Annotated in this window: 25 protein-coding genes; 11 read left to right on the plus strand and 14 right to left on the minus strand. The window is 30.9% G+C overall.

The window, feature by feature from the left end; all coding sequences use genetic code 11:
* From AB8B90_RS03420 to AB8B90_RS03430, 3 genes are all read right to left on the minus strand, one after another.
* Positions 1-851, minus strand: an 851-nt coding sequence (locus AB8B90_RS03420) for a DEAD/DEAH box helicase (RefSeq protein WP_405333646.1), incomplete at its 3' end; no start/stop codon positions are given.
* A gap of 214 nt (positions 852-1065) precedes the next feature.
* Positions 1066-1905: a hypothetical protein gene (locus tag AB8B90_RS03425; protein WP_405333648.1), complete on the minus strand. Its 840-nt coding sequence runs from the start codon at positions 1903-1905 to the stop codon at positions 1066-1068.
* Positions 1906-1934: 29 nt separating this feature from the next.
* Entirely contained in the window at positions 1935-2516 is a 582-nt protein-coding gene (locus tag AB8B90_RS03430; RefSeq protein WP_405333650.1) for a non-canonical purine NTP diphosphatase, read from the minus strand.
* A gap of 80 nt (positions 2517-2596) precedes the next feature.
* On the opposite strand from AB8B90_RS03430, the gene AB8B90_RS03435 reads away from it, so the two are divergent.
* The 3 genes from AB8B90_RS03435 (at position 2597) to AB8B90_RS03445 (ending at position 6824) form a co-directional block, all read left to right on the plus strand.
* A complete protein-coding gene (locus AB8B90_RS03435) occupies positions 2597-4237 on the plus strand; it encodes an AMP-binding protein (RefSeq protein ID WP_405333652.1) in 1641 nt (546 codons plus the stop codon).
* A gap of 92 nt (positions 4238-4329) precedes the next feature.
* On the plus strand, positions 4330-4629 hold the full coding sequence (gene hpf, locus AB8B90_RS03440; RefSeq protein ID WP_405333654.1) for a ribosome hibernation-promoting factor, HPF/YfiA family: 300 nt from the start codon (positions 4330-4332) through the stop codon (positions 4627-4629).
* Positions 4630-4754: 125 nt separating this feature from the next.
* Positions 4755-6824 carry a M3 family metallopeptidase gene (locus AB8B90_RS03445; protein ID WP_405333656.1) on the plus strand — a complete coding sequence of 690 codons (2070 nt, stop codon included), beginning with the start codon at positions 4755-4757 and terminating at the stop codon, positions 6822-6824.
* Positions 6825-6826: 2 nt separating this feature from the next.
* Here AB8B90_RS03445 and rlmH read toward each other — a convergent pair whose 3' ends face one another.
* Positions 6827-7300, minus strand: a complete 474-nt coding sequence (gene rlmH, locus AB8B90_RS03450) for a 23S rRNA (pseudouridine(1915)-N(3))-methyltransferase RlmH (RefSeq protein ID WP_405333658.1) — start codon at positions 7298-7300, stop codon at positions 6827-6829.
* An 89-nt stretch (positions 7301-7389) separates the two neighbouring features.
* Between rlmH and nadC the strand changes: the two genes are divergently transcribed.
* Positions 7390-8250, plus strand: coding sequence for a carboxylating nicotinate-nucleotide diphosphorylase (gene nadC / locus AB8B90_RS03455; RefSeq protein ID WP_405333660.1), 861 nt, complete (start codon positions 7390-7392; stop codon positions 8248-8250).
* Between the two features lie 6 nt (positions 8251-8256).
* Here nadC and AB8B90_RS03460 read toward each other — a convergent pair whose 3' ends face one another.
* On the minus strand, positions 8257-9672 hold the full coding sequence (locus AB8B90_RS03460) for a CCA tRNA nucleotidyltransferase (protein WP_405333662.1): 1416 nt from the start codon (positions 9670-9672) through the stop codon (positions 8257-8259).
* A 454-nt stretch (positions 9673-10126) separates the two neighbouring features.
* Between AB8B90_RS03460 and AB8B90_RS03465 the strand changes: the two genes are divergently transcribed.
* Positions 10127-11104, plus strand: coding sequence for a sulfotransferase domain-containing protein (locus tag AB8B90_RS03465; protein WP_405333664.1), 978 nt, complete (start codon positions 10127-10129; stop codon positions 11102-11104).
* 30 nt (positions 11105-11134) lie between these two features.
* On the opposite strand, the gene AB8B90_RS03470 is transcribed toward AB8B90_RS03465, so the two are convergent.
* The 5 genes from AB8B90_RS03470 to AB8B90_RS03490 are packed head-to-tail and all read right to left on the minus strand — an operon-like array spanning position 11135 to position 16389.
* Positions 11135-12517, minus strand: a complete 1383-nt coding sequence (locus AB8B90_RS03470; RefSeq protein WP_405333666.1) for an ArnT family glycosyltransferase — start codon at positions 12515-12517, stop codon at positions 11135-11137.
* Positions 12498-13628, minus strand: coding sequence for a dTDP-4-amino-4,6-dideoxygalactose transaminase (gene rffA, locus AB8B90_RS03475; protein WP_405333668.1), 1131 nt, complete (start codon positions 13626-13628; stop codon positions 12498-12500). Before rffA ends, AB8B90_RS03470 begins: the two co-directional genes overlap by 20 nt.
* Positions 13628-14335 carry a GNAT family N-acetyltransferase gene (locus AB8B90_RS03480; protein ID WP_405333669.1) on the minus strand — a complete coding sequence of 236 codons (708 nt, stop codon included), beginning with the start codon at positions 14333-14335 and terminating at the stop codon, positions 13628-13630. The genes rffA and AB8B90_RS03480 overlap by 1 nt, the downstream gene beginning before the upstream one ends.
* Entirely contained in the window at positions 14316-15248 is a 933-nt protein-coding gene (locus AB8B90_RS03485; protein WP_405333671.1) for a glycosyltransferase family 2 protein, read from the minus strand. The genes AB8B90_RS03480 and AB8B90_RS03485 overlap by 20 nt, the downstream gene beginning before the upstream one ends.
* 34 nt (positions 15249-15282) lie before the next feature.
* On the minus strand, positions 15283-16389 hold the full coding sequence (locus AB8B90_RS03490; protein WP_405333673.1) for a glycosyltransferase family 2 protein: 1107 nt from the start codon (positions 16387-16389) through the stop codon (positions 15283-15285).
* A 114-nt stretch (positions 16390-16503) separates the two neighbouring features.
* Between AB8B90_RS03490 and AB8B90_RS03495 the strand changes: the two genes are divergently transcribed.
* Positions 16504-17718, plus strand: coding sequence for a glycosyltransferase (locus AB8B90_RS03495; RefSeq protein WP_405333675.1), 1215 nt, complete (start codon positions 16504-16506; stop codon positions 17716-17718).
* Here AB8B90_RS03495 and AB8B90_RS03500 read toward each other — a convergent pair.
* Positions 17708-18667: a hypothetical protein gene (locus tag AB8B90_RS03500; protein ID WP_405333677.1), complete on the minus strand. Its 960-nt coding sequence runs from the start codon at positions 18665-18667 to the stop codon at positions 17708-17710. The two genes, AB8B90_RS03495 and AB8B90_RS03500, sit on opposite strands and share 11 nt — an antisense overlap.
* A 175-nt stretch (positions 18668-18842) precedes the next feature.
* Between AB8B90_RS03500 and AB8B90_RS03505 the strand changes: the two genes are divergently transcribed.
* The 3 genes from AB8B90_RS03505 to AB8B90_RS03515 are packed head-to-tail and all read left to right on the plus strand — an operon-like array spanning position 18843 to position 21280.
* Positions 18843-19706: a hypothetical protein gene (locus AB8B90_RS03505; RefSeq protein WP_405333679.1), complete on the plus strand. Its 864-nt coding sequence runs from the start codon at positions 18843-18845 to the stop codon at positions 19704-19706.
* A 19-nt stretch (positions 19707-19725) separates the two neighbouring features.
* On the plus strand, positions 19726-20523 hold the full coding sequence (locus AB8B90_RS03510; RefSeq protein ID WP_405333681.1) for a glycosyltransferase family 2 protein: 798 nt from the start codon (positions 19726-19728) through the stop codon (positions 20521-20523).
* Positions 20510-21280, plus strand: a complete 771-nt coding sequence (locus AB8B90_RS03515) for a Kdo domain containing protein (protein ID WP_405333683.1) — start codon at positions 20510-20512, stop codon at positions 21278-21280. The genes AB8B90_RS03510 and AB8B90_RS03515 overlap by 14 nt, the downstream gene beginning before the upstream one ends.
* Here the strand turns inward: AB8B90_RS03515 and AB8B90_RS03520 are convergent.
* Positions 21257-22027, minus strand: coding sequence for a glycosyltransferase family 2 protein (locus tag AB8B90_RS03520; RefSeq protein WP_405333685.1), 771 nt, complete (start codon positions 22025-22027; stop codon positions 21257-21259). The genes AB8B90_RS03515 and AB8B90_RS03520 overlap by 24 nt on opposite strands.
* A 50-nt stretch (positions 22028-22077) precedes the next feature.
* Between AB8B90_RS03520 and AB8B90_RS03525 the strand changes: the two genes are divergently transcribed.
* On the plus strand, positions 22078-22908 hold the full coding sequence (locus AB8B90_RS03525; protein WP_405333687.1) for a glycosyltransferase family 2 protein: 831 nt from the start codon (positions 22078-22080) through the stop codon (positions 22906-22908).
* On the plus strand, positions 22905-23516 hold the full coding sequence (locus AB8B90_RS03530; protein WP_405333689.1) for a YrbL family protein: 612 nt from the start codon (positions 22905-22907) through the stop codon (positions 23514-23516). Before AB8B90_RS03525 ends, AB8B90_RS03530 begins: the two co-directional genes overlap by 4 nt.
* On the opposite strand, the gene AB8B90_RS03535 is transcribed toward AB8B90_RS03530, so the two are convergent.
* Both AB8B90_RS03535 and AB8B90_RS03540 read right to left on the minus strand, forming a co-directional pair.
* Complete coding sequence (locus AB8B90_RS03535) at positions 23513-24571, minus strand: glycosyltransferase family 9 protein (RefSeq protein WP_405333691.1); 1059 nt, start codon at positions 24569-24571, stop codon at positions 23513-23515. The two genes, AB8B90_RS03530 and AB8B90_RS03535, sit on opposite strands and share 4 nt — an antisense overlap.
* Positions 24572-24641: 70 nt before the next feature.
* Positions 24642-25457, minus strand: a complete 816-nt coding sequence (locus AB8B90_RS03540) for a 2,3,4,5-tetrahydropyridine-2,6-dicarboxylate N-succinyltransferase (protein WP_405333693.1) — start codon at positions 25455-25457, stop codon at positions 24642-24644.
* Positions 25458-25749: the final 292 nt, after the last annotated feature.

Below are 25749 nucleotides of genomic sequence, written 5' to 3' on the forward strand. Positions count from 1 at the left end.
ACTAAATCACGTTGATTCTGACTTAAATCACCATGTAAAGCGCCAGCGCTATATCCATCTTCAATTAAGTTTTCAGCAACTTTTTGTGTATCACGTTTTGTACGACAAAAAATTACAGAAAATATATCTGGATTAGCATCAGACAAGCGTTTTAAAGCTTGGTAGCGATCACGAGCATTTACTAAATAGTATTCGTGAGATACCTGACTTGTACTTTCATTTTTGTTACCAACAGTAATTTCTAATGGATCATGCATGAAATCTCTGGCGATTCTAGAGACCTCTTTTGGCATTGTTGCAGAAAACAACCATGTGTTTTTGTCTTCAGGTGTATGAGATAAAATATCTGTAATATCTTCATAAAATCCCATGTTTAACATTTCATCAGCTTCATCTAAAACCGAGTATTCAATTTTAGAAATATCAACCATTTTTCTGCTAATCATATCTTTCATACGACCAGGAGTAGCAACAATAATTTGGGCACCACGCTTTACAGATCTTGCTTGATCAGTAATACTTGCACCACCATAAATGGCAGTTACATTTAAGCCTTTGCAATACTTTCCGTATTGTTTAAGCTCATTGGTTATTTGTAAGCATAGTTCACGAGTAGGAGAGAGAATCAATCCTTGCGTCGTACGACTATCTATATCTATTTTTTGCAGCATTGGAAATCCAAATGCAGCGGTTTTTCCAGTTCCTGTTTGGGCTAAAGCCACAAGATCTGAATCTTCTTCTAATAAAATTGGAATTGCTTTTACTTGAACATCACTAGGTTTTTCAAATCCTAAATCAGTAATAGCAGCTAATAGGTCTTCGTTAAGACCGAGTTCTTGGAATGTGCTCATTCTTTTGTGTTGTATTCGATTATGTTCTTTGGTGTTACGAAAGAAGCGAATCGACATACTAAACACTTAAACTTCTAGGTAACACATCCTCACTCTGAGGAATCTACAAACCCTTATTCAGGGTTTTTCAAGTTGCAAAGATAGACTTTTAATTGGATAATCAATATTTGGGCGTTTTTTCACGGTTATCTAGCAAAATTATTTAGTGTAAATTTTAATTATAGAAATATTCAATTTGAAAAATAAGATGGTTATTTTCATCTAAGGTTTTTCTACTGATTGGATAACCATTATTATTAAAAGTCCATTCGTAGGTGTGGGTAAAGCTACTATTAGTTACTGATAGATGATATTTAGGAATTGTTGCAATATCACTAAATGCAGCTCCTGAAATACTATTTTCAAAAAGTATTACATTGTTTTTATAATCACCAAGCATAAATTTTTTAAAAAATTGAAAATTATCAGGAGGTAGTAAATTGTTATCGTATGTATAAGTGCTTATGGGCACTTCTAATGAATTGAATGATATTACATTATAGTCTTGGTCATATAGAACTTCGAGAGTTCCATTTGAGTTTACCTCTTTATAAATTATGCCATCAGTATTTAAATGAAAGACTTTGGTCGTGATATCTCCATTATAGTTGTTTACGCTTGTTATAGCTAATTCTTCATAAGTGAATGAAGTTGAACTGGTGAATGAATTTGTTGTTTCTGTAGTTTGAATGATTCTTCCAAAATCATCATAGTCAATTAGAAATTCATCCACTTGATTTGATCCTTCAGTATTAGTTTCTCGACGCACTAATCTGTCATTTTCATAAAAGAAATTTATATAAATCCAGATGTCATTTGAAACACTGTAAACCGAGTCAACTTTTGGCCTATTGTTCAAATAGTTTTTTCTGTTTATAACTTCTGGATTACCTAAAACATAGGTTGTTGTGACTATTTTTGAAACTGAGTTTTGTTGAAAGCCTTCATTGTCTTCAGAATCGGAATTACAAGCAAAACACGCTATTAAAATTATGGCTATTACAATCTTTCTCATACTTAAGTACATTAGATTATAAATTTAAACTAATCTTGAATAGATTTCAAAAAAGAGATAAGTTTATTTACAGCTTTTCCACGATGTCCAATGCTATTCTTTTCATCTAGAGTGATTTCAGCAAATGTTTGATTATAACCTTCAGCTTTAAAAACTGGGTCGTATCCAAAGCCTCCAACACCATGTCTTTCACTAGTAATATTACCTTTACAAAAACCAGTAAATGTTTCTAGTTTACCATTCAAATGTAACGCAATTACAGTTTTAAATTGTGCTTTTCTATTAGATTGATTCTCTAAGTTTTTTAAGAGTTTATTTGTGTTGTCATCAGCATTACGTTGGTCACCAGCATAGCGAGCGCTAAAAACGCCTGGCTCACCATTAAGCGCTTCAACTTCTAGGCCAGTATCGTCTGCAAAGCAATCAAAACCATAATGTTCTTTGATATATTCAGCTTTTTGAACGGCATTACCTTCTATTGTTAATTGAGTTTCAGGCACATCCTCAAAACAACCAATATCTTTTAAACTTAAAAGTTGTACGTGTATTGGGATTAAAGATTGAACTTCTTTGAGTTTATTAAGATTATTTGTGGCAAAAACTAATTGCATAATTAAAGCGATTTCATGTCATCAAATATAATGTTTACTTAAATACTTTCTGTATATTTAAACAACTAACTAACCCTATAATGCAAGAATTTAAAACACCACTTGATGCTTTTTTATTTTGGGAAGCTGAATTTCCCAAGCAAGTTTTTTTAAACCAGCCTATTAACAGAAAAATAATTTCATATACTTATCAAGAAACTGGTGAGGAAGCAAGAAAAATGGCGACTTATTTAAGATCTTTAAATTTGCCTGAGCGAAGTCATATTGCTTTGCTTTCTAAAAATTGTGCTCACTGGATCATATCCGATTTAGCGATTATGATGGCTGGTTATGTGTCTATTCCAATTTATCCGACACTCAATGCTACATCAATGAACCAAATTTTGGTACATAGTGAATCTAAAGCGATCATAATTGGTAAGTTAGATGATTTCTATTCTCAAAAGGAAGGTGTTCCAGACATTCCCAAAATAAGCATTGGTATGTATGGAGCTCAAGAAGGTGTGTTATGGGAAACTATTATTAATGAGACTCAGCCATTAACAGATGTTCATTATGCAAATCCAGATAGTCTGCATACAATTATTTATACGTCTGGTACAACTGGTAACCCAAAAGGTGTGATGCATTCGGGAAGTAATTTTATGGAGTCATCTTCTACCTTAGTAAATGAATTTACTTTAGAAAATAAACCTAAATTGTTTTCATATCTACCATTGGCTCATGTTGCCGAGCGATTATTAAATAACGCAGGAATGGTACTTGGAGGTACAATTACTTTTGCAGAATCTCTTGAAACTTTTGCTAAAGATTTAGAAGCAGTTCAACCTAATTTATTTTTTGCTGTGCCTAGAATTTGGACGAAATTTAGAGAAAAGATACTAGAATCGCTTCCTCAGAGAAAACTGAATGTCCTCTTAAAAATTCCAATATTAAATAGTATTGTCAAAAATAAATTAAAACAAAAACTAGGACTAAAAGATGCTGTGTTTATTGCTTCTGCTGCTGCACCTATCGCTTCTGAAATTGTACGCTGGTATGCAAAATTGGGAATAACGATTTATCAAGGTTATGGTATGACAGAAGATTGTTGTGTGTCACACTTTAACATGCCTAGAGCTAGTAAAATAGGAACAGTTGGTAAGACGTTTGATAATGTGAAAGCTAAATTATCTCCTGAAGGTGAAATTTGTATCAAAAATAATTGCTTGATGATGGGGTATTATAAAGCGCCAGACATTACAGCTGAAGTTTTTGATGATGAAGGCTATCTTAAAACTGGTGATTTGGGTGAATTTGATCATGATGGTTTTTTAAGTATTGTTGGTCGTGTAAAAGATCAATTTAAAACAGATAAAGGAAAGTATATTTCACCGTCTCATATTGAATTACTTATGTCAGGAAATACTGACATAGAACAAATATGTATTGTTGGGACTGGTATTCCACAGCCAATTGCTCTAGTAACATTATCTGAACTTGCTAAATCCAAATCTAAAGAAGATGTTTTTGATTCCTTATTAACCAGTATGTCAGACATAAATCCAGTTTTAGAAAAGCATGAACGGATAGAAAAAGTGGTGGTTATGAAAGAAGACTGGAATGTCGCTAATGGATTGGCAACGCCTAGTATGAAGGTGAAACGTAATAGTATTGAAAAAATACATCAAGAGTTTTATTCCACGTGGTTCAATACAGATGAAAATATCATTTTTAAATAAATTTTATCAATTCTTTATGACTTATGTCAGTTAAAGTTTATTCATATTTTCGTAAATTTATGTATTGAAATTAACTAAAACAAAAGCCGATTATGAATGTAAATATTAGATATGTCGATGTTGATATAAGTGAAGCACTTAATACATTTACAGAAGAAAAACTTAATAAATTATTTAGTAGATATGAATTTTTGATAGGAGCAACCGTTCGATTTAAACAAGATGAACATAGTCATACAAAAGGTAAAATATGTGATATTGAACTGAGTTTGCCTGGACCACGAATTTTTGCAACATCTGATGAAGCAAAACATGAAGTTGCAGTTAGAGAAACTATTAAAGATTTAGATAGACAATTAAAAAAACGTAAAGAAGTATTCAATGCTCATTAGCATTAAATCCTAAGTATATATAGAGCCTTATGAACTTAATAATAGTTTATAAGGCTTTTTTGTGCACAAACGTTTTTCTGAATTTTGAATGTTATATTTGTTGAATACTTAAAATTTTTATTAAAATGAAAAAATTAGCAGTTGTACTAGTATTATTATCGCTTATGAATTGTTCAGAAAAAGAATCCGAAAAAGTAGTCATAGAATTACCTGACGATAATCCGTTTAATGTCGCTTTAAATGAGTCTATTGATTATGAAAATGTTTCAGGTAAATCAATAGAAGCCTATGTTAGTTATGAAATGGAAAAAGCAGTGCAAATAATTAAAGACATAAAAAGTCAGTCTGTACCAACTCTAGAAAACACTTTTATTCCATTTGATGAAGGTTATAATAAATTGTCTCAAGCAAACAATAATGCATTTATGTTGTATTGGACATCCACTGATTCTATTACTAGAGCAAAAGGAATTGAGTATTCTCAAAAAGTAGACTCTTTAAGTACAGCAATGTATTCCGATAAAGATTTATTTAAACAATTTGAAACTTTTAAAACTTCAGAAGCGTATTCTAAATTAGATAACAGAAGACAACGATTTGTAGACGATATTATTGATGGATTTGAACAATCTGGTGTAAATCTTTCAGAAGATAAGCTAGTAGAATTTAAAAATTTAAAGGCTGAAATAACAGATTTAACTTCTCAGTATTCAACAAATATGAACACTGCTAATTCAATATTAACTATTGATGAAGCTGGAGCAAAAGGACTTCCTGAGAGTTTAAAAGATAAGTATAAAACCGACAAGGGAACTTATGAAATTCCTGTGCAGCCTTCAACTAACGGACCAGTAATGAGTAATGCTACAAATTCTGATACTAGAAAAGCATACCAAATGTTGTATTCAAATAGAGGAGCAGATAAAAATGTAGAGATCTTAAATCAGTTGGTTGAAAAACGATATCAACTGGCACAATTAATGGGACATGCGTCTTATGCAGACTATAATCTTGTCCCTAAAATGGCTGAGAATCCTGAAAATATTTGGAAATTTGTAAACGATTTGGTTGCAGAATCCAAGGAAAAAGCAATTCAAGATATTGAAGTTCTTAAAGACGCAAGACAACGATTAGATGGCATTTCAAAGGATGAAATTTTGAATCCTTGGGACTTATCATATTATAAAAACCAAATTTTAAAATCGGAATACAAAGTAGATTCTGAAAAAATTCGTGAGTACCTACCAATGGAAGCTTGTCTTTCTGGTATGTTTGAATTGTATCAAGAACTGTTAGATGTTGAATTTAGAGAAATTGATAATCCTTCGGTATGGCATGAAGACGTATTGGCTTATGATGTGTTTGAAAACAATAAATTAAAAGGACGATTCTTTCTTGATTTATATCCTAGACCGTTCAAAGAATCTTGGTTTTATGCAGTGCCTTTATCAACAGGAAAGCAAATGGTTGAAGGTTATGAAGTGCCTGTTGCTATGATGTTAGGAAATTTCACCAAAGGGACAGATAAGCTGCCGTCTATGATTACTCATGGCGAATTAAGTACGTTGTTTCATGAATTTGGTCATATTATGGATGCGATGTCCTATGAAGGAGAATACAGTTTACAGTCAGATACCAAAAGAGATTTTGTAGAAGCAATGTCTCAGATTTTTGAAAACTGGATTTGGGATTACGATATCTTAAGCTCGTTTGCAAAACATTATGAAACAGGAGAAGTGTTTCCAAAGGAATTATTTGACAATATGGAAAATGCCAAAAATGTCTCTTCAGGACTATCTGCTCAAGGTTCATTACGAAGTTGTATTTATGATATGAATTTATACAATAAATATGATCCCAATACACCATTAGATACTGACCAATTATGGCGTGATATTGACAAACAATTAGGTGTAATGGATTGGTATATTGAAGGTACACATCCACAAGCATGTTGGATTCATATCAATACCCATCCTGTATATTATTATGGGTATTTATGGTCTGAAGTGTATGCGCAAGATATGTTTACTGTGTTTGAGAAAAATGGATTGCGTGATACAGAAACAGGAGTTAAGTATAGAAAATTAATTTTGGCTAACGGAAGTCAGAGAACTGTTAACGAAGCTGTTGAAGAGTTTTTAGGTAGACCAATGAACAATAAAGCTTATATCAAAAGTTTAGGCTTAGAATAATATTAGCGATGATGATAAGGCTCATTACGTAAAATCGTAAAGCCTCTATATAATTGCTCAATAACAAACAAACGAATCATCTGATGGGAAAAGGTCATTTTCGATAATGACAGTTTCCCATTTGCTTTTTTGTAGACGTCTGGAGAAAATCCGTAAGGACCACCAATAGCAATGACTAGTTGTTTAATACCAGAATTCATATGTTTTTGTAAATAGTTTGAAAAGGCTACGGAATCAAATTGTTTTCCGTTTTCATCTAACAATACTAAAACATCAGTAGGTTTTAGCTTTGACAAAATGAGTTCGCCTTCTTTTTGTTTTTGTTGATCTTCGCTGAGGTTTTTTACCTTTTTTAAATCTGGAATAATTTCAAATTCAAATTTCAGATAAAAACCAAGCCGTTTTTGATAATCATCAATAAGCCCTTGTAATTGTTTGTTGTCAGTTTTGCCTATGGCAAGCAATTTAATTGTCATGACGTAAAGTTATACTTTTTTAAAATTTGAAATTTGTTTTTTAAACTTTTTTAAGAAGCAATTACTATTTTTACAACAAATACAATTTTATGATTTCTAAAGAACAATTCGACATAGAAGTAGATTTAATAATAGCTAATGCCATCAGAGAAGATGTAGGAGATGGCGATCATAGTTCACTGGCTTGTATTCCTGCAACCGCAAAAGGAAAAGCGAAGCTTTTAGTTAAAGATGAAGGTGTTATCGCAGGTGTCGAATTTGCAAAGAAAGTGTTTGCTTATGTAGATGAAGACATGACAGTAGAAACGTTGATTGAAGATGGAAGTGAAGTGAAGTATGGTGATATTGTATTTTATGTAGAAGGTGCTTCACAGTCTATTTTAAAAGCCGAACGTTTAGTATTAAATGCAATGCAACGTATGAGTGCTATTGCAACTAAGACGAAACAATTTGTTGATTTATTAGAAGGTACAGGAACTAAAATTCTAGATACAAGAAAAACAACTCCAGGATTGAGAGCGCTAGAGAAATGGGCTGTAAAAATTGGAGGAGGAGAGAACCACAGATTTGCATTGTATGATATGATTATGTTAAAAGATAATCATATTGATTTTGCAGGAGGAGTGGCGAAGTCTATTAGTATGACAAAGCAATATTTAAAAGATACTGATCGTGATTTAAAGATTATTGTTGAAGCTAGAAATCTTGATGAAATCAAGGAGATTCTTGCTGAAGGTGGTGTTTACAGAATTTTAATTGATAATTTTAATTATGAAGATACACGAAAAGCTGTTGCTTTAATTGGCGATCAATGTTTAACAGAGTCATCAGGTGGAATTAACGAAAATACTGTAAGACACTATGCCGAATGTGGTGTAGATTATATTTCTTCTGGAGCTTTAACACATTCAGTGTATAATAAAGATTTAAGTTTAAAAGCGGTAGACTAATAAGAATTAGCTTGTTTCTAATCCTAAACGTTTTCCTTCTTTAAGCATCAGTTCAAAAGCAGCTTCGTATTCGTTAGGAATATCACCTTCTAGAATGGCTTCTTTAATGACTTCTTTTATTTGTCCGATTTCACGTGATGGTTTAATATTGAAAGCTTTCATGATGTCTTCTCCAGAAATTGGTGGTTGAAAATTTCTTACATGGTCACGTGCCTCAACTTCAATAATCTTTTCACGTACGATTTTGAAGTTATTATGATATTTCTGAAATTTTCTAGGATTTTTAGTCGTGATATCTGCTTCACAGAGTGTCATTAAATCTTCAACATATTCACCAGCATCAAAGACCAATCGCCTTACTGCAGAATCTGTAACAATGTCTTGTGCAAGTACGATTGGTCTCGAACTCATAAATACCATTTTTTGAACAAATTTCATTTTTTCATTTAATGGCATTTTTAACCTTTTGAATAATTGGTACACCATTTTTGCACCTTCAAATTCGTGCGCATGAAATGTCCAGCCTACTTTTTTACTAAATTTTTTTGTTGGTGCTTTCCCGATGTCATGGAGTAATGCAGCCCAACGTAACCAAACGTTGTTAGTATGTAGAGAGATATTATCCACCACTTCAAGTGTGTGATAGAAATTGTCTTTATGGCGTTGACCTTCTATTTCATCAATGCCTTTAAGCGCTGTTATTTCTGGTAAAATATAATTTAATAATCCAGTTTTTTCTAATAATAAAAAACCAACTGAAGGGACTTTGCTTCCAAGAATTTTATTTAATTCAACAACAATACGTTCTTTAGTAATAATTTTAATACGGTCCTTATTGCGAGAAATTGCTTCTAATGATTTAGATTCAATTGTAAAATTGAGTTGTGTTGCAAATCGTATGGCTCGCATCATTCGCAATGGGTCGTCGCTATAGGTGATGTCTGGATCTAGAGGTGTTTTAATAATTTTTCGTTGTAAATCTTCAACACCACCAAAAGGGTCTAAAAGATTTCCAAAATTTTCATTGCTCAAATCTAAGGCAAGTGCATTGATGGTGAAATCTCTTCGGTTTTGATCATCCTCTAATGTTCCATTTTCTACGACAGGATTTCTACTGTTTTCGTTATAACTTTCTTTACGAGCTCCAACAAATTCAATATCCATATCTTCATAACGAAGCATAGCTGTGCCGTATGTTTTAAACACCTGTACTTTTGGCTTATTAGGTAGCTTTTTTGAAACTTGTTTAGCTAATGTAATTCCATTACCAATGGCAACAATATCAATGTCTTTATGCAGTCCTCTATCTAAAAGATGATCACGTACAAACCCACCAATTACATAGGCATCAAGATTAAGATCTTTAGCTGCTTCAGATATGATTTTAAATATAGGATTTTGTATAGCGTTTTTGTAATTCATTATTGAAATTTCAGCATACTTCGTTTGTACAGTAAATTTTTGTTCACAAACTTACGACATCGTACAATTCTATTAAAATGTCTTTTCGTTTATTTTAAAGTCAAATTAGAGTATTTCGAGCATTGTTATTAATAATTAAAAGTAGATAAGTAATTTATAGTTAATTGACATTTTCAAATCAAACAGCTTTGATTACTTGGATTATAATATGAATGTTGTAATTGAAATAATACGAATTAGAGTCTAACTAGTTTAAATCAGTAGTTAAAGAAACTATCCTTTATTTGACATAATATTAAACGTTTTATAGTTTTTTTAGTCCTAAGTTTGCTTTAGAAAAGTATAAGAATATTATGAGTACTTTTTTTAATTAACTGTTAGAACTGCAAGTTATTTAATATTATAGCATCTAAAATGTATATAACATAATTAAAAACAGTTCTTTTGATTTGAAATGATATTTAAAGAAATAAAACGTGCCCTTAAAAAATACACTTATTTAATCTATCCAATTAAATACAAAAATACAATTTGGCTTATTGGATCTGGAAGAAGTGGAACTACTTGGGTCGCCTCGATCATAAATTATGAAAATACTTATAGAGAATTGTTTGAACCATTTCATACATGTATATCTGAAATGAAGCATTTTGGCTTCAAGAAGAATCTTTTTTTAGATGAGAAATTAAAAAAAAGAGGTTTTAGAGTATTATCTAAAATGGTATTGAACGGAAAATTTTATCACCCTAGAACAGAGAAGGATAATGAATTTATTAAGTCGTATCAAAATAATTTCCTTTTGGTTAAGGATATTTTCGCAAATCTTTGTTCTTACGAAATATGTTCTAAAAACAAAAAGATAAAACCAATACTGCTAATCAGAAATCCATTTGCTACAGTTTATTCAATTAGTGAGCGTGAAGATTGGGACTGGATGGAGGATCCTAAAGAATTTCTTTCGCAAAAAAGATTGCGTGATGCCTATTTATTACCATTTGAATCATTGATTTTAGACATTTCTAAAAATGGCAGTTATTTTGAAAGGCAAATTCTTATTTGGTCTATAATCAATTTTATACCTTTAGTAATGTTTAATGATAATGATAAAGAACTTTTGGTCACTTTCTATGAAGATTGGATTTCAAGTCCTAATACTGAGTTGAAAAGGGTCAATAAATATTTGGCAATTGAAGACGCTTCGAATGAAGATATTAGAAATAGTATTAAATATCAATCTGCCTCCAAGACATCTTCTCAAAAAGAATTTAGCATTATATCTTGGAAAGATAAAATTTCTACAACTGAGTTTACTTCTGGAATGGAAATATTAAAGCATTTCGGTTTCGATAAATTGTATGACGAATTTTCTTTACCTAATCGTGAACACATAAAACAAATTTCACATAAAAAAGTGAATTTAACGTACAATTAAAATAGCCTTAGTTAAAATACATGTAATTCTTTATTTTTTCACAAATATATACAGGTCTTGATCTCTGAAATGTATTTTTTTCTGTTTGAATTGATTACCAAACGCTTTGTATTTATTGTAGTAACTTTCAGTCAGTATTAGATAATCTCCTTTTGATAAATTACTTAAAATAGTTTCAGTTTTATAATATTCGGGAAAGGTATAGCCTATCTTATCCAAACTAATTGATTTATAGTCAAGTAAATAATAAAAAGCAGGTGAGATTCGGCTCAAAAACACAGTAGAACCCTTTGGGACTTCTTGTTCAACAATTGCCAGTCCTTTCATTAAATACTTAGAGTTACGCTTTTGTGATTTGAGCGTTTTTAAACTTAAAAAAACCACCATTGCTACAGATATTATTAGAGCAATTTGGTTAATGATAGGTTTCAGTTTTTGCTGCGATGTGTTTAGAGCGACTACAAAAAGGATGATAAGATAAGGTGTTAAATATTGAAAATAATGGTTGTAATTCGCAAAAATAAATACACTCAATGCTGAAATAGGTAATAGTATATAAAACAATGCCTCACTTTTTTGGAGTGTCGTTTTCTTCAAATAAAAAGGAATGAGCACTAAGAAGATTGTAGCTATAATAAAATTAACAATTCCAGTTGTATTTATTATATCTATTAATCCTGTACCATTTCCAAAATCAAGTGCAACACCTTTTCCTAAAATAAAGCTAACATATTGCATTAAAGCCACACCTTTAGCCGCATAAAAAAGATACAATATTACTAATGGTGAAGCTACTCCTAAGCCAAATATGGCTATTCGTTTTATTAGAGCTGTTCGGTTTAATAATAGATAAACACCAGTTGGTAATAATAGAAACAGTCCAAATTGTTTACTTAGAAAAGCTAGACTTATAAAAACGCCAGATAGAAATATAGATTGTATAACCTTTTTTTTCTCCAAAACATTTAAAAAAAAGTATAGTCCACACAATTGAAACAGAACAGAAAAAGGTTCTAGCATGATGATGTTTCCGTCGTAGTTAAGTGTAATCGCAATATATAAGAGACAAAAAAATAAAGCTGTGTGTATTGATGTTTTTAGTCGTCTTAGAATTCGAAATAATACAAAACTCCCTAAAATTATAAAGAGAATATTTACAAAAACATGCATTGCAAAAGTTGTGTTCTCTGTAAAAAGATAAGGAAGTCCTAGCATGACAATACCCAACGGATTATATGACACAGCAATATCTGTAAAAAAAGTATTGCCACGATACATATCTCTTGCTACACTTAAGTAATAACCGCAATCGTAAGACGCGTAGGTATAATTGAATATTCTATAGATAATTAACCCAATAAATACCAGAAGTACAGCTGAATACAGCTTAATGTTAGGCCATATCTTTATCATAAGCGATAATCGTTTTTATAATGTGTTTAACATCATCTTCAGTTAAATCATAAAACAGTGGTAATCTAACCAAGCATTCTGTGAAATTGTCAGAATTAGGTAATGCTCTTTGATCGTGTTTTTCAGAATAATAGTCGCTAGCATGTAAAGATAGATAGTGAAATACTGCATGAATCCCTTTGGTCTTTAGGTGTGCAATAAAATCATTTCTGTAATCTGCTTTTTTTGAAACTAGATAGAATAGATGTCCGTTTTGAGAGCTGTAATCAGGAACAACCGGAAGATCGAAGTGTTCCAAATCTGCGGCTTTAAATTCATTATAATATCGATTCCAAATTTCTTTTCTTCTGGTTTGAATATTTTGAATGTTTTCTAGTTGCGCCCATAAAAATGCTGCAATTACTTCCGAGGGAAGAAAAGAAGAACCAGTATCAATCCAGCCATATTTATTAATTTCTCCTCTAAAAAACTGAGAACGATTTGTTCCTTTTTCCCAGATGATTTCTGCTCTTTCTACATATTTGTCATCATTAATACCAAGCATACCACCTTCGCCAGCAATAATGTTTTTTGTTTCATGAAAAGAGAAGGTAGACAAATGACCAATCGTTCCTAAAGGTTTTCCTTTATAGTATGAATCTATCGCTTGAGCAGCATCTTCAATAACTAAAAGCTTGTGTTTTTCTGCAAGTGACATGATTGCATCCATTTCACAAGCAATACCAGCATAGTGAACCACTACAATCGCTTTGGTTTGCTTAGTGATTAGCGACTCAATAGTATTATGATCAATATTTGGATTATTAGGATAAGAATCTGCAAATATGATTTTTGCACCTTGTCTTACAAATGCTAATGCTGTTGAAACAAAAGTATAACTAGGAATAATGACTTCATCACCTGGTTTAATATCACATAAAATAGCGCTCATCTCGAGAGCATCTGTGCACGATGTGGTAAGTAGACACTTTTTAAAACCATAAGTGTCTTCAAAAAATGCTTGACATCGTTTTGTGAACATACCATTACCAGAAATTTTTCCACTAGCAACAGCTTCTTCAATATATTGGGTTTCTTTTCCTGTTAAAAATGGTTTATTAAATGGTATCATTAGTTGTTGTTCCAATAATGTTTTATGATAGTTTCTTCAAGTACTGAATATCCGTTTTTTTTATAAAAGCTACAAGCTATTGTGTTTTTTTTCTGAGTTGGAATTTGTAATTCACTTATTTGTTGTGAAAGACAATAGGTTTCTACGTCTCGAAGCAATAGTTTGCCAATGCCTTGGCCTTGAAATCCTTCAGAAACAGCAATAAGTCCAATAGATGCATGTTTTTTATGTTTTCTCACTGTTGCAAATCCAACTATAGATTGATTAGTATGCTTAATATAAAACACTTTATCTGCAAACTGTTTATTTACACTATTTAGAACCCATAACTGATACAAGCGTTCAAAACTGTTTTCTGGAAAGTGTTGATCTAGTTTAAAGCGACTATACTTTCCACTTTCATAAGCGAGATTATAAAATAGGGAAGCATCTATTGGTTGATCATCAGTATTAAATACTTCAAAACATGATGTTTGCGACTTAATGTTTTCTGTTAGTTGCTTAACAAATACATATTTAGTTTCTTCAAAATGTTTGCTGAAATTTTTTAAATGTATTGATGTGTCTTTTTCTTGTTTGATCACAATGAGATTGAAATCCTGTACTTGAGAATCATCAATTTGATTAGAATCATTTAGAGTAACCTCTCCAATGTTGGCTTTAAAAAAATCACTATCCCAATTTAATTTATTTATGGTAGCTATCATCAATAATATATATTGGACGGTTTTTAGTTTGATTAAACGTTTTACCTAGATAAATTCCTATAATTCCTAAAAAGCTGATGATTAAACCTGAGAAAAAACAAATGCTAATAAAGATAGAACTATATCCCATGACTTCAATTTCATTATTTAAGGCTTTATAGAGTATATAAATGGCACCTATAAATGAACCAAAAGAAATGACAATACCCAAATTTAAAAACAGTCGTAATGGTTTGTCTGAAAATGATATGATTGTATTAAACGCAAGTTTGAAAAGCGTTATAAAATTATAACTGGATTTACCATCATGTCTATTAGCATGATCAACATTGATTTCTGTTTTTTTGAAACCTACCCATTGAATAAAAAGAGGGAAGAAGACTAAAGCATCTCCAAGTTTAAATAAACTATCAATGACTTTTCGTTGGTAAATTCCAAAATTCCCTATTTCGTTGTTGATATCAACACCAGCAAAAAAATTGAATACCTTGTAGAATAATTTTGAAGACATTCTCTTTAAAAAACCATCTTTTCTGGTTGTCCGCTTAGCTAGCACGACTTCAAAACCTTCTTGCGCTTTCTTGTAAAGTTTTATAATTTCATGTGGTTGATCTTGCAAATCACAATCCATCACAACAATCCAATGTCCTTTAGATTGATGTAATCCAGCCATAATTGCTGGATGCTGACCAAAATTTCTACTTAAGCGGAAACTTTTAACAACCTCATGTGCTTTTGAGAGTTCTTTCATTTTTGCCCAAGAATCATCAGGACTTCTATCATCAACAAGAACAATTTCATAACTAACCTGAAGTGAACTTAGGGCTGTATTAAGTTGCTTTACAAGTTCATTCAAAATAGATTCTGCTCTGTAAACAGGAATTACAACAGATATCTCAGGGTTAGTATTCATTAAAAAAAAGTTATAATGGCTTCAGACAAAGGTATTATTTTATATATGATTTATTAATAACTCTATCTTGTTTTTTATTTTTAAACTTCGCTTTTAGTAGGATGAATTGCTTCTTGAAAGATCTTGAAATACTTTTAGATTTATAATATCTTAAAAAGGCAAGAATATCTTTAATTTCTAAAGACTTTACAACTTTAAAGAAATAATGTCTTAATTCTAAATCCGTATTTAAAACTTGATTATTTCTTTTGGGATTGATATTTTGAAAAGTATTTTTCACATCAGGAGTCATTGATTCTTGAACATCTGAGGGTGTTTTGTAAAAACAATGTATGAGTGTTTTGATTTTTAAATGCGTCAAATAAACCGAAACAGCTTCTTTATTTCCTTTTAGAGCATTGTTTTCGTAGTAGTTAGAATTAATATGATTTAATGTCGTTAGATAGGATTCTAGATTTCGTTTACCAAAATTATTACTGATTGAGTTCACATTTGCAACATTGTAGAAATAGGTAGGTGTATCATTTAAGATAATGGCATTTGCATAAAATAAGGTTTCAAAAAACCACAGTTCATCTTCATGTAAAAGACCTTCCATGAAGGTTAATTTGTTTTTAAACAAAAATTCAGCTTTGTATAATCTATTCCATGCCACACATATTAGAGATTCTTCAATTACTTTAGCTAGTAATAAGTTATCATTATTGTAGTGTTTTTCTAATACTGATAAGTCATGATCTAGATATCCAGTTATTTCATCACTTTGACCTTTAGTCATTGCGCATTTACCAAAAACAATATCGATGTCATCATCGACTAAATTAAATAGATTACTTAATGTTACTGGAGCAATTAAATCGTCAGAGTCAAAGAAATAGATATAATCACCAGTAGCATGCTTTAAGCCTGTGTTTCTTGCGCCTGACAGTCCTTTGTTTTTTTGATTAATGAGTTTGATGCGTTGGTCTTGCGCTGCCCATTTCTCAGCAATACTTTGTGTACTATCTTTACTACCATCATTAACTAAAATACATTCCCAATTGGTGTAGGTCTGGCCAACAACACTTTCGATAGCTTTGTCTAAATATTGTTCTACGTTATAACAAGGAACAATGACAGATATTAAACTTTGGGTTGACATGTTTTAGTTTTATCAGATTCTGTTTCCAAAATTAAAATTTTAATTAATTCAATATGCTTTTTATGTGTTTTTATTCATATGCATATCTTTGCTACTATTAATTCATCCTAAAGAATGTACAAAGCACTAAAATTAAGGTATAGAAATTGGAAACTGAAAAATAAGTTAGTTAAAGAAAATGTCTTGTTTTCAGAAGATGATTTAGTTTTTAAACCTGTGAATGTTTTGTTGATTGATGAGATTATTCCAGAATTTAATAAAGATTCAGGTTCTAGGAGACTTTCAGAAATTATTAAATTATTACTTAAAAATGATATTGGAGTATTCTTATTAGCAGATAAAAAACTGTACAGATACCATAGTGAGTACATTAAGTTTTATAAAGATTTAGGAGTTATTGTTTACGAACCTAAAATAGTTAATGGCAAACTTTTAACTAAGGAAGGTTTCATTAAATTAATTTCTCCAAACTTGAACTATGCTTGGTTGCATAGACCTAAAGTTTTTAAAAGGTTTAGCAATTTTATAAAATCTACGAATACAAAGACTCAAATCATTTACGACATGTGTGATTTTCATTATGTAAGATTGCTTCGTGAGTATGAGCAGAATAATAATGAAAAAACTAAAATTGAAGCTGAACGTAATCTAGTTTCTGAAATTGAAAGCTGTAAAATAGCTGATATTATTTTTGCGATTTCTGATGAAGATAAAGCAAAAGTGTTGGAGCATTATGATGATCAAAACAAGATTAAGGTCATTAGTAATATACATCAACCTAATGAAAAGTTGTCTAGTTTTAAAGAATTTGAAAAACGTTCCAATATATTATTTATTGGAAACTTTCGACATAAACCTAATATTGATTCGGTTATATATCTAAGAGAAGAGATCATGCCAATTATTTGGAAATCACATCCAGATTTGGTTGTAGATATTGTTGGAAGTTATCCAACTGATGAAGTCAAAGCACTGCATTCAGTCAATTTTAAAATTTTAGGATTTGTAGATGATGTATCAGATTATTTCGAATCTTCAAGACTCTTTTTTGCTCCGCTACGTTATGGTGCTGGAATTAAGGGAAAGATCGGACAAAGTTTAGAGTTCAATCTTCCTTTAGTCACTACAGATGTTGGTGCTGAAGGATTTAACTTCGGAACCTATTCTGAGGCAATGGTTGCTAATAATGCAGAAGACTTAGCTGAAAAAGTGATCACTATGTATTTTGATGAAGATTTATGGAATTCTGTAAGCGACTATTCGAAAACTATTTTAGAACCATTTTCTTTGAAGAGTATTGAAACTACAATTTTAGAGACTATAAATTAAAGACGTTTTTCACCCATGTACTTAAGGTGTATGTATTGTAAATATCATCATCTAATTCTTGATATGGTAGTTCAAAAAACTCAGGTTCTATAACATCATGTTCACTTATAACATGAATGTTTTTAGGATTATAAAATGCGTAGTTTTTGACATTAGAATTATTAGTGATCATTTTTTTCTGTAGCGCTAGTGCTTCAAAATACCTGAAACTTAATCCTGTTTGTTCTGGTCTAATCAAATCTATAATTACTTTAGAATCTCTATAAATATCTAATAATTCATTTTGATTAAGACGCTTACGTGTAAAATTAACAACCTCATTATGCTCAGATTTTAAATGCTCTAATGAATCGTTTTTTCCTACAATAATACAATTCATATTGATTTTTAATGATTTTAATTGCTCAATTAATGAGAATAAGGTTGGTACTCTAGAATCAAATGAACCAACGTAAACAGCGTCATATTTGGTGTTTGTCGCTATAGGTTCTTTATCTAAATAATTGTAGTTGCTTGTTTCCTTAAAATTGAAGGCTTTTATATCGGTTTTATCAAACGAAAAAATAGTATCGAAAATTCCATCTAACAGATGTTGTACAGGATTTCTATCGACGCTATCATACAAGTAGGCAATATATTCGTTAGAAAACGATTTAATTTGTTGGTGATATTTTAAATCAATGACCTCAGGGTTGATCACTAATATCTTGTCTTGTTTTCCGAATTGTTTGAGTTGTTCAATAATATAATCCTGACGTCGAATTTTTTTTAAGTTCTTTCCAGTAAAAAGTTTGCTTAGACTGTTTGTGATTTTGTCCTTTAGATTTTTATGATCATAATCACCAATTTTAATATGATGACTTTCATGACCTAGAGCAGTTAAAGTGTCTACGATGTGATAATCGTAATTCCAATGATCAAAACTAATGACACAAATCTTTTTAGACAACGTTCAGGCATTTATATTCATCACAAAAATACTATAATATCCAAAACTTAGTGGCTAGTTTATTACTTTTGATATATATTAAAGATGTTGCTAAAAGATTATTAGTTTTAGATGTTTCAAAAGCATAAGAAATGATAGCCAAATTCAACAATTACCTTGTAAAATTTATATAGCCTTGAAAAAAATTCATGTTGGTTTTTTAATGTCTTATGACTATGAAAAGCTGAAATATTCTATTCCACCAGTCTATAAAGAAGCTGATGCGATCTATATTGCCTTAGATAAAGAGCGACGTACATGGAAAGGTAATGCGTTTGAAGTTGATGCTAGTTTTTTTGTTTGGTTAGATGAATTTGATACCGAAAATAAGATTACAGTCTATATAGACGATTTCTTTATTCCTGAATTAGATGCTATACAAAATGATACTAGGGAACGAACGATGTTATCTGAGCAAATGGGTTTAGGAAATTGGTTAGTGCAAGTAGATGCTGATGAGATATTTTTAGATTTTAAGAATTTTGTAAGCACGCTTAGGAAGTATGATCATTTTTTAGATGCTCCTGAAAAGAAACCTATTCAAATTGCTGGCTTTTTAATTAATATTTATAAATACTTAGATAATGGGATTCTTTATGTTAATGAGCCAACTAAAGTGATGCTAGCTACAAATCATCCAAATTACAAACGAGCTAGAAATTCTAAAGAACGAATTATTTATACTGATAATGTACTCTTGCATGAATGTTTATCAAGATCTGAAGAAGAGTTAAAATTTAAGCTTGAAAATTGGGGACATAGCCATCAATTAAATGATGAGTTTTTTCCAAAATGGAAAAAGGCAAATGAAACGAATTATAAAGAACTTAAAGATTTGTTTTATATGGACCCTAAAATCTGGAGAGGTTTAGGATATTTGCCAACCAGAAATTTAGAAGCCATGAAAGACTTGGTTAAAACACAAGAAGATTTAAAATTAAGTGCATGGTTCTTAATGAAAAAGAACTTTGGTCAGTGGTTTAAATTTTTATTTAAGTAGTCGTTAATTTGATAAATCAATGAAATCATCTTTAATCATCTCTACATATAATTGGCCACAAGCACTAGAGCTTGTATTATTAAGTGCACTTAATCAAACCCAATTACCTAATGAAATTATTGTTGCTGATGATGGTTCTACTGAAGACACAAGGGATTTAATAGATAGTTTTAAATCTAAATTTAAAATTCCACTAATTCATGTTTGGCATGAAGATGACGGATTTAGAAAATCGGTGATTTTAAATAAAGCTATCGCTAAAGCTCAAAGTGAATACATTATTCAAGCTGATGGTGATTGTATTTTACATTCAAATTATGTAGAAGATCATCTACAATTTGCTCATAAAAATACATATCTATTCGGAAGTCGAGTTAATATTCAAGAAGCGCATTTAAATACCTTATTTGAAAATAAGCAAACTATATTTCATGCGTTTTCAAAAGGAATAAAGAAAAGAACAAGAGCATTACATATTCCTTTTTTGAGCCAGTTTTATAGTGCAAGTTCTGAATTTTCAAAAAAGTATAGAGGTTGTAATACGTCTTATTTTAAATCAGATTTTATTTCTGTAAACGGCTATAACGAAGATTTTAAAGGTTGGGGAAGAGAAGATTCAGAATTAGCGCTAAGATTTCATAATTTTGGATTGCAAGGAAGACGTATTCGATACAGAGGTATTGTGTTTCATATTTACCACAATGAAAAATCTAAGAGCAGACTTGAAATTAACAACGACATCGAATTGCAAACTATTGCAAATAAAACGGTTTGGTGTAAAAATGGTATTGATAAATATTTAAGTGAAGACAATTAAAAGCATACATAAAGATTACCTCGTTCACGAAGCATTTTTTGATGATATCATATCAAACTTTGATTCTAAAGGCGAGCCTTTCGGTAATCAAGATCGAAATTCACTTAAGCTTTTTGATTTAAATGGAAAGTCTATTAACGTGAAATCCTTTCGTATTCCTAATCTTGTGAATCAAATTGCGTATCGATTCTTCAGAAAAAGTAAAGCGCAACGTTCATTTGAATACGGAAATTGGCTTAAAAGCTTAGATATTGGAACACCACAACCATTAGCATATTACGAATATAAATCAGCTTTTCTGTTTAATAAAAGTTATTACATCAGTGCGCAACAAGATTGTGATTTAACTTATCGTGAATTAACTACAAATTTTGACTATCCTGATCATGAACATATCTTGAGAGCGTTCACAAGATTTACCTACAAACTTCACAAAAAAAACGTCCATTTTTTAGATCATTCTCCTGGAAATACTTTGATAAAAAAAGTAGGAGATGAATATCAATTCTATTTGGTTGACTTAAACCGAATGGAGTTTAAAGAATTAGATTTTGAAACTCGAATCACTAATTTTTCTAAGTTAACGACTCATAAATTTATGGTTGAAATTATGAGTGATGAGTATGCAAAATGTTCAGGTGAAGATTATGATAAGATTCTGGATGTAATGTGGTCTTCAACTGAAGCTTTTCAAAATAAATACCACAGAAAAAGACGTTTAAAAAACAAAATTTTATTCTGGAGACGTCGCGTGTAACTGTTTTAAAGCTTTGTATCTGAAAAATACACCATACGAATTTAAAGCACAAATGGTATAACCTTCTTTGCCATCCAGAAAGCCAAGTCTAAATACATAATTAGTAAGAAACTTATATGCAGGTTTGATTACAAAATGATACCAATTAGGTCGTTTCCCTTTTTTGAATAGTTCCTTTGCTTTTAGTAAACCATAATGTTCAGCTTTATGTTTATAACTATTATAGTCACTAAAAGAATAATGCAACATAGGATGTTTTAAAACACGATGTTCACCATGAACATCTAATACCTCATGCACCAGAATATCTGAGTTGTATTTAGCAGTTCCAGACCTAAATAATCGAAAAATGCGATCGGTTTGCAAGCCACTAAAACGCATTCTTTTATTATTAAACATAAAATGTCTTATAACTTTGTAGGCATTAACCGAGTTTTCTGATTTGGTTTTTTCTAAAATTTCGTTTATTAATTCTTTTGTGAGTCGTTCATCAGCATCGATAAAGAATATCCAATCACAATTAGATTGACTAATCGCAAAGTTTCTTTGGCTAGCAAAATCTTTAAATTCATTCTGAATTACTTTAACATTTGAGAATTCTTTCAATCTTTCAAAAGTACCGTCAGTACTGTAAGAGTCAATAACAATAATTTCATCAGCAAAACTAAGCTCATCAATAACAGTATTAATGTTATCAATTTCATTGTACGTTATCATTAACGCTGAAATAGTAGATGTTTTTTTCAAAATAAATAATTCGTTCCTAAGAGTTGGTAAAAATAACTATTTTTGACGCAATGAATCCTATTGATATTTCTGTCGTTATAAGCACCTATAACAACCCAAAGTGGTTGCAAAAAGTATTATGGAGTTTTGATGTGCAAACTTTTAAAAATTTTGAAGTTGTCATTGCAGATGATGGTTCTAATGAAGAAACCAAACGACTTATTGAAGCGATGTGTTCTGAGTTGAGTTATCCTATTCAGCACATTTGGCATGAAGACAACGGATTCCAAAAAACAATCATTCTTAATAAAGCGACAGTTGCTGCCAAAGGCGATTATTTAGTGTACACTGATGGTGATTGTATTGCTAGAGCTGATTTTCTAGAAGTGCATTCCAATAGGAGAGAAGCAGGTTATTTTTTATCTGGAGGTTACTTTAAATTGCCGATGACAATAAGTGAAACCATCACAGAAAAAGATATTAGAGAGCAACACTGTTTTGATATTAATTGGTTAAAACAAAACGGACTTAAATCATCATTTAAAAATAATAAGATTACCTCTAAAGGAAGTAAAGAACGTTTACTCAACGCATTTACACCAACAACTGCAACCTGGAATGGTCATAATGCTTCGGGTTATAAATCTGATATCATTGCTGCAAATGGTTATGATGAGCGTATGCAATATGGAGGTGAAGATAGAGAGCTTGGAGAGCGCTTGTTTAATGCTGGACTTAAAGCAAAACAAATTAGATACAGTGCAATTTGTCTGCACTTAGATCATGAAAGAGGTTATGTGAAACCTGAAATGATTGAAAAAAACATAGCGATTAGAGCGACTACGAAGTCAGATAAAATTACAAGAACACCTTTTGGAATTGATAAATATATTTCAAAATGATACAGTTATCTGAAAAAGACTACTTAACTGAAGGATTGGCTCGTAAGTGTTACTTTCATCCTGAGAATGAAAACCGCTGTATTAAAATAGGTATCGCTGGTGTTGATGAATCTCATTTAACTAAAGAAATCGACTATTATAAGAAAATTAGTAAAAAGAATACCGAAGCATTCAATTATCCCTTTTTCTCTTTTTATCATGGAACAGAAGACACGAATTTTGGAAAAGGATATGTATATGATTTAGTTAGAGATGAAACAACCAATGAAGTCTCAAAAACTTTGAGGCATTATATTTTTGCAAAAGACAGTATTTTAAATGACTTTGTTTTAGATGAATCTCTTCAAAGACTGAAATCACAAATGATCGAGCATAAAGTATTTGCTAGTGATTTAAGACCAAGAAATATATGCTGTAAAATTCTTAGTGATGGTTCAGTACAAATGATAATTGTAGATGGATTAGGGCACAGAGATTTTTTACCATTAGCAGATATGTTTCATTATTTTGCTAAACAAAAGATAGAACGTCGATTTCAAAAAATTGCGTTGCAAAGTATAGCAGATCATAGACAAATGCTACGTCAGAAATATAATGAAGACGTCTAATTAATATTTAAAAACCCTTCAAGTTGATCAAAAAATAAGGAAGGTTTTATCATTTCATAAAATGACTTATAATTATCCTTAAGTTCTTTTGATGTAGAGGTTTCTACAATCTTTGGATTAAAATCCTTCAAATGAACTGAGACATTTTGTTTGCCATCTTCAAACATATTCCAAGCTTCTTTGATAATCCAAGGAGAGAAAATAGTGAATGTTGGTATGTTTAGAGCTTTAGCCATATTTACAGCACCACCTTCATTCCCTATCATTGCAGTGCAATGATGTGTGATGGCAAGAAATTCTCTAAGACCTTTTCCAAAGACATCAAAAAAGACATGTTGTCGTGTTTCAGATTTGCAAAAATTATAAACTGTTTTTGCTTCATCTAGCTGCTTAGGAATGTAATTAAATACTATTTGTCCGTTAGTTTTTTCTACAATAAAGTCAATCACTTTTGCCATGTGTGGAAGCGGATATGTTTTATTATCACCACTTCCTAAAACACTGATCATGTATAAAGGTTTTGACAAATCAATATTGGCATTCAAAAGTAATTGTTCTGAAGTATTAATTTCTTCAGTAGTTAAATGAATTTGAGGACGAATTGGGTTTGGTATGTTTTCAACCAAAGGTTCTAGCATTTGTAATCTGTTTTCAATTGCTAATCCAGCGTTTGTTTTGGCATCAGTAGCTTCTTTAAATGTATGCGTGTAATAGTATTTTGTATACCATTTATATTTTGAAATCTTTATGGCAGCACCAGAAAATTTAGTCATTAGGTTACTCGAAAACTTAGAATATACATCAATAACAGCATCGTACTTTTCTTTCTTAATTCCTTTTAGAAAACTTAAGAATTCTGAGCGACTATCTTCAATTTCAGGAGTAACAAACAAAAACTTATCTATAAACGGATTATGTTCAACTACAGCATACGTATGTGAATTAATCACATAATGAAGTTCAGCATCAGGATGTTCAGCCCTTAGAGCTTCAAATAAGATGCTTGTGGTGAGAACATCACCAATCATTTTTTGTTGTATAATTAAAATTTTCAAACTCTTAGAGTTATTTGTTTTGTCACTCAAATGAGCGCTATTTTTTAATTTTTAGTAAATCTAAAAAAAATTACACAGCAACATCGTACTCTCTTAAAGCATCATTAAGAGATGTCTTTTTATTGGTGCTTTCTTTACGTTTTCCAATAATTAGTGCACAAGGAACATTATAATTTCCAGCTGTAAAAGTTTTAGTGTAACTGCCGGGAATCACAACCGAACGTTCAGGAACAACACCTTTCATTTCTTTAGGTTCTTCACCAGTAACATCAATTATTTTTGTACTCATAGTTAATACAACGTTGGCTCCTAAAACAGCTTCTTTTTCTATTTTTACTCCTTCAACAACGATACAGCGTGAACCAATAAACGCACCATCTTCAATAATTACAGGTGCGGCTTGTAGAGGTTCTAAAACACCACCAATTCCAACGCCTCCGGATAAATGTACGTTTTTTCCAATTTGAGCACAACTACCAACAGTAGCCCAAGTATCTACCATTGTACCTTCATCAACATAAGCACCAATATTTACATAACTTGGCATTAAAATCGTACCAGAAGAAATGTAAGCACCATGCCTAGCTACAGCATTAGGAACAACGCGAATACCTTTTTTCTCATAATCACGTTTTAAAGGAATTTTATCATGATATTCAAAAATACCAGCTTCTAGAGTTTTCATTTTTTGAATAGGAAAATAGAGCACAACAGCCTTCTTTACCCATTCATTTACCAGCCAACCATTATTAGTTGGTTCAGCGACTCTTAAAGTACCTTCATCTAATAAATTAATGACACTTTTAATACTTTCAATAGTAATTTTATCTTTAAGTAGAGAGCGGTCACTCCATGCATTCTCGATAATTTGTTGTAGTTGTTTCATTTTAATTGCTAAAATTTCAACAAAGATAAGTCTATAAAATTGGTCTCATAATTTCTAAATCAGAAAAAATAAAAAAATATGTGACCTATTTAAAAAGTTAGTGTCTTATAACTGTGATTATTATGTATTGGGTGTTATCCCTAATTTAAAACATTCAATTTCTTTAATAATTAATAGCTAATTTTTGAGCACTTTTCTTTTAATTAAGAAAAGTGCTTTTATTTTAAAAGCATGTGACTTTTTGAAATATGCTGTGTCTTAATAGTATAACATAAACTGTTTAAGGTAGAGG

This window comes from Psychroserpens sp. (assembly GCF_045105015.1).
GTDB lineage: Bacteria > Bacteroidota > Bacteroidia > Flavobacteriales > Flavobacteriaceae > Psychroserpens.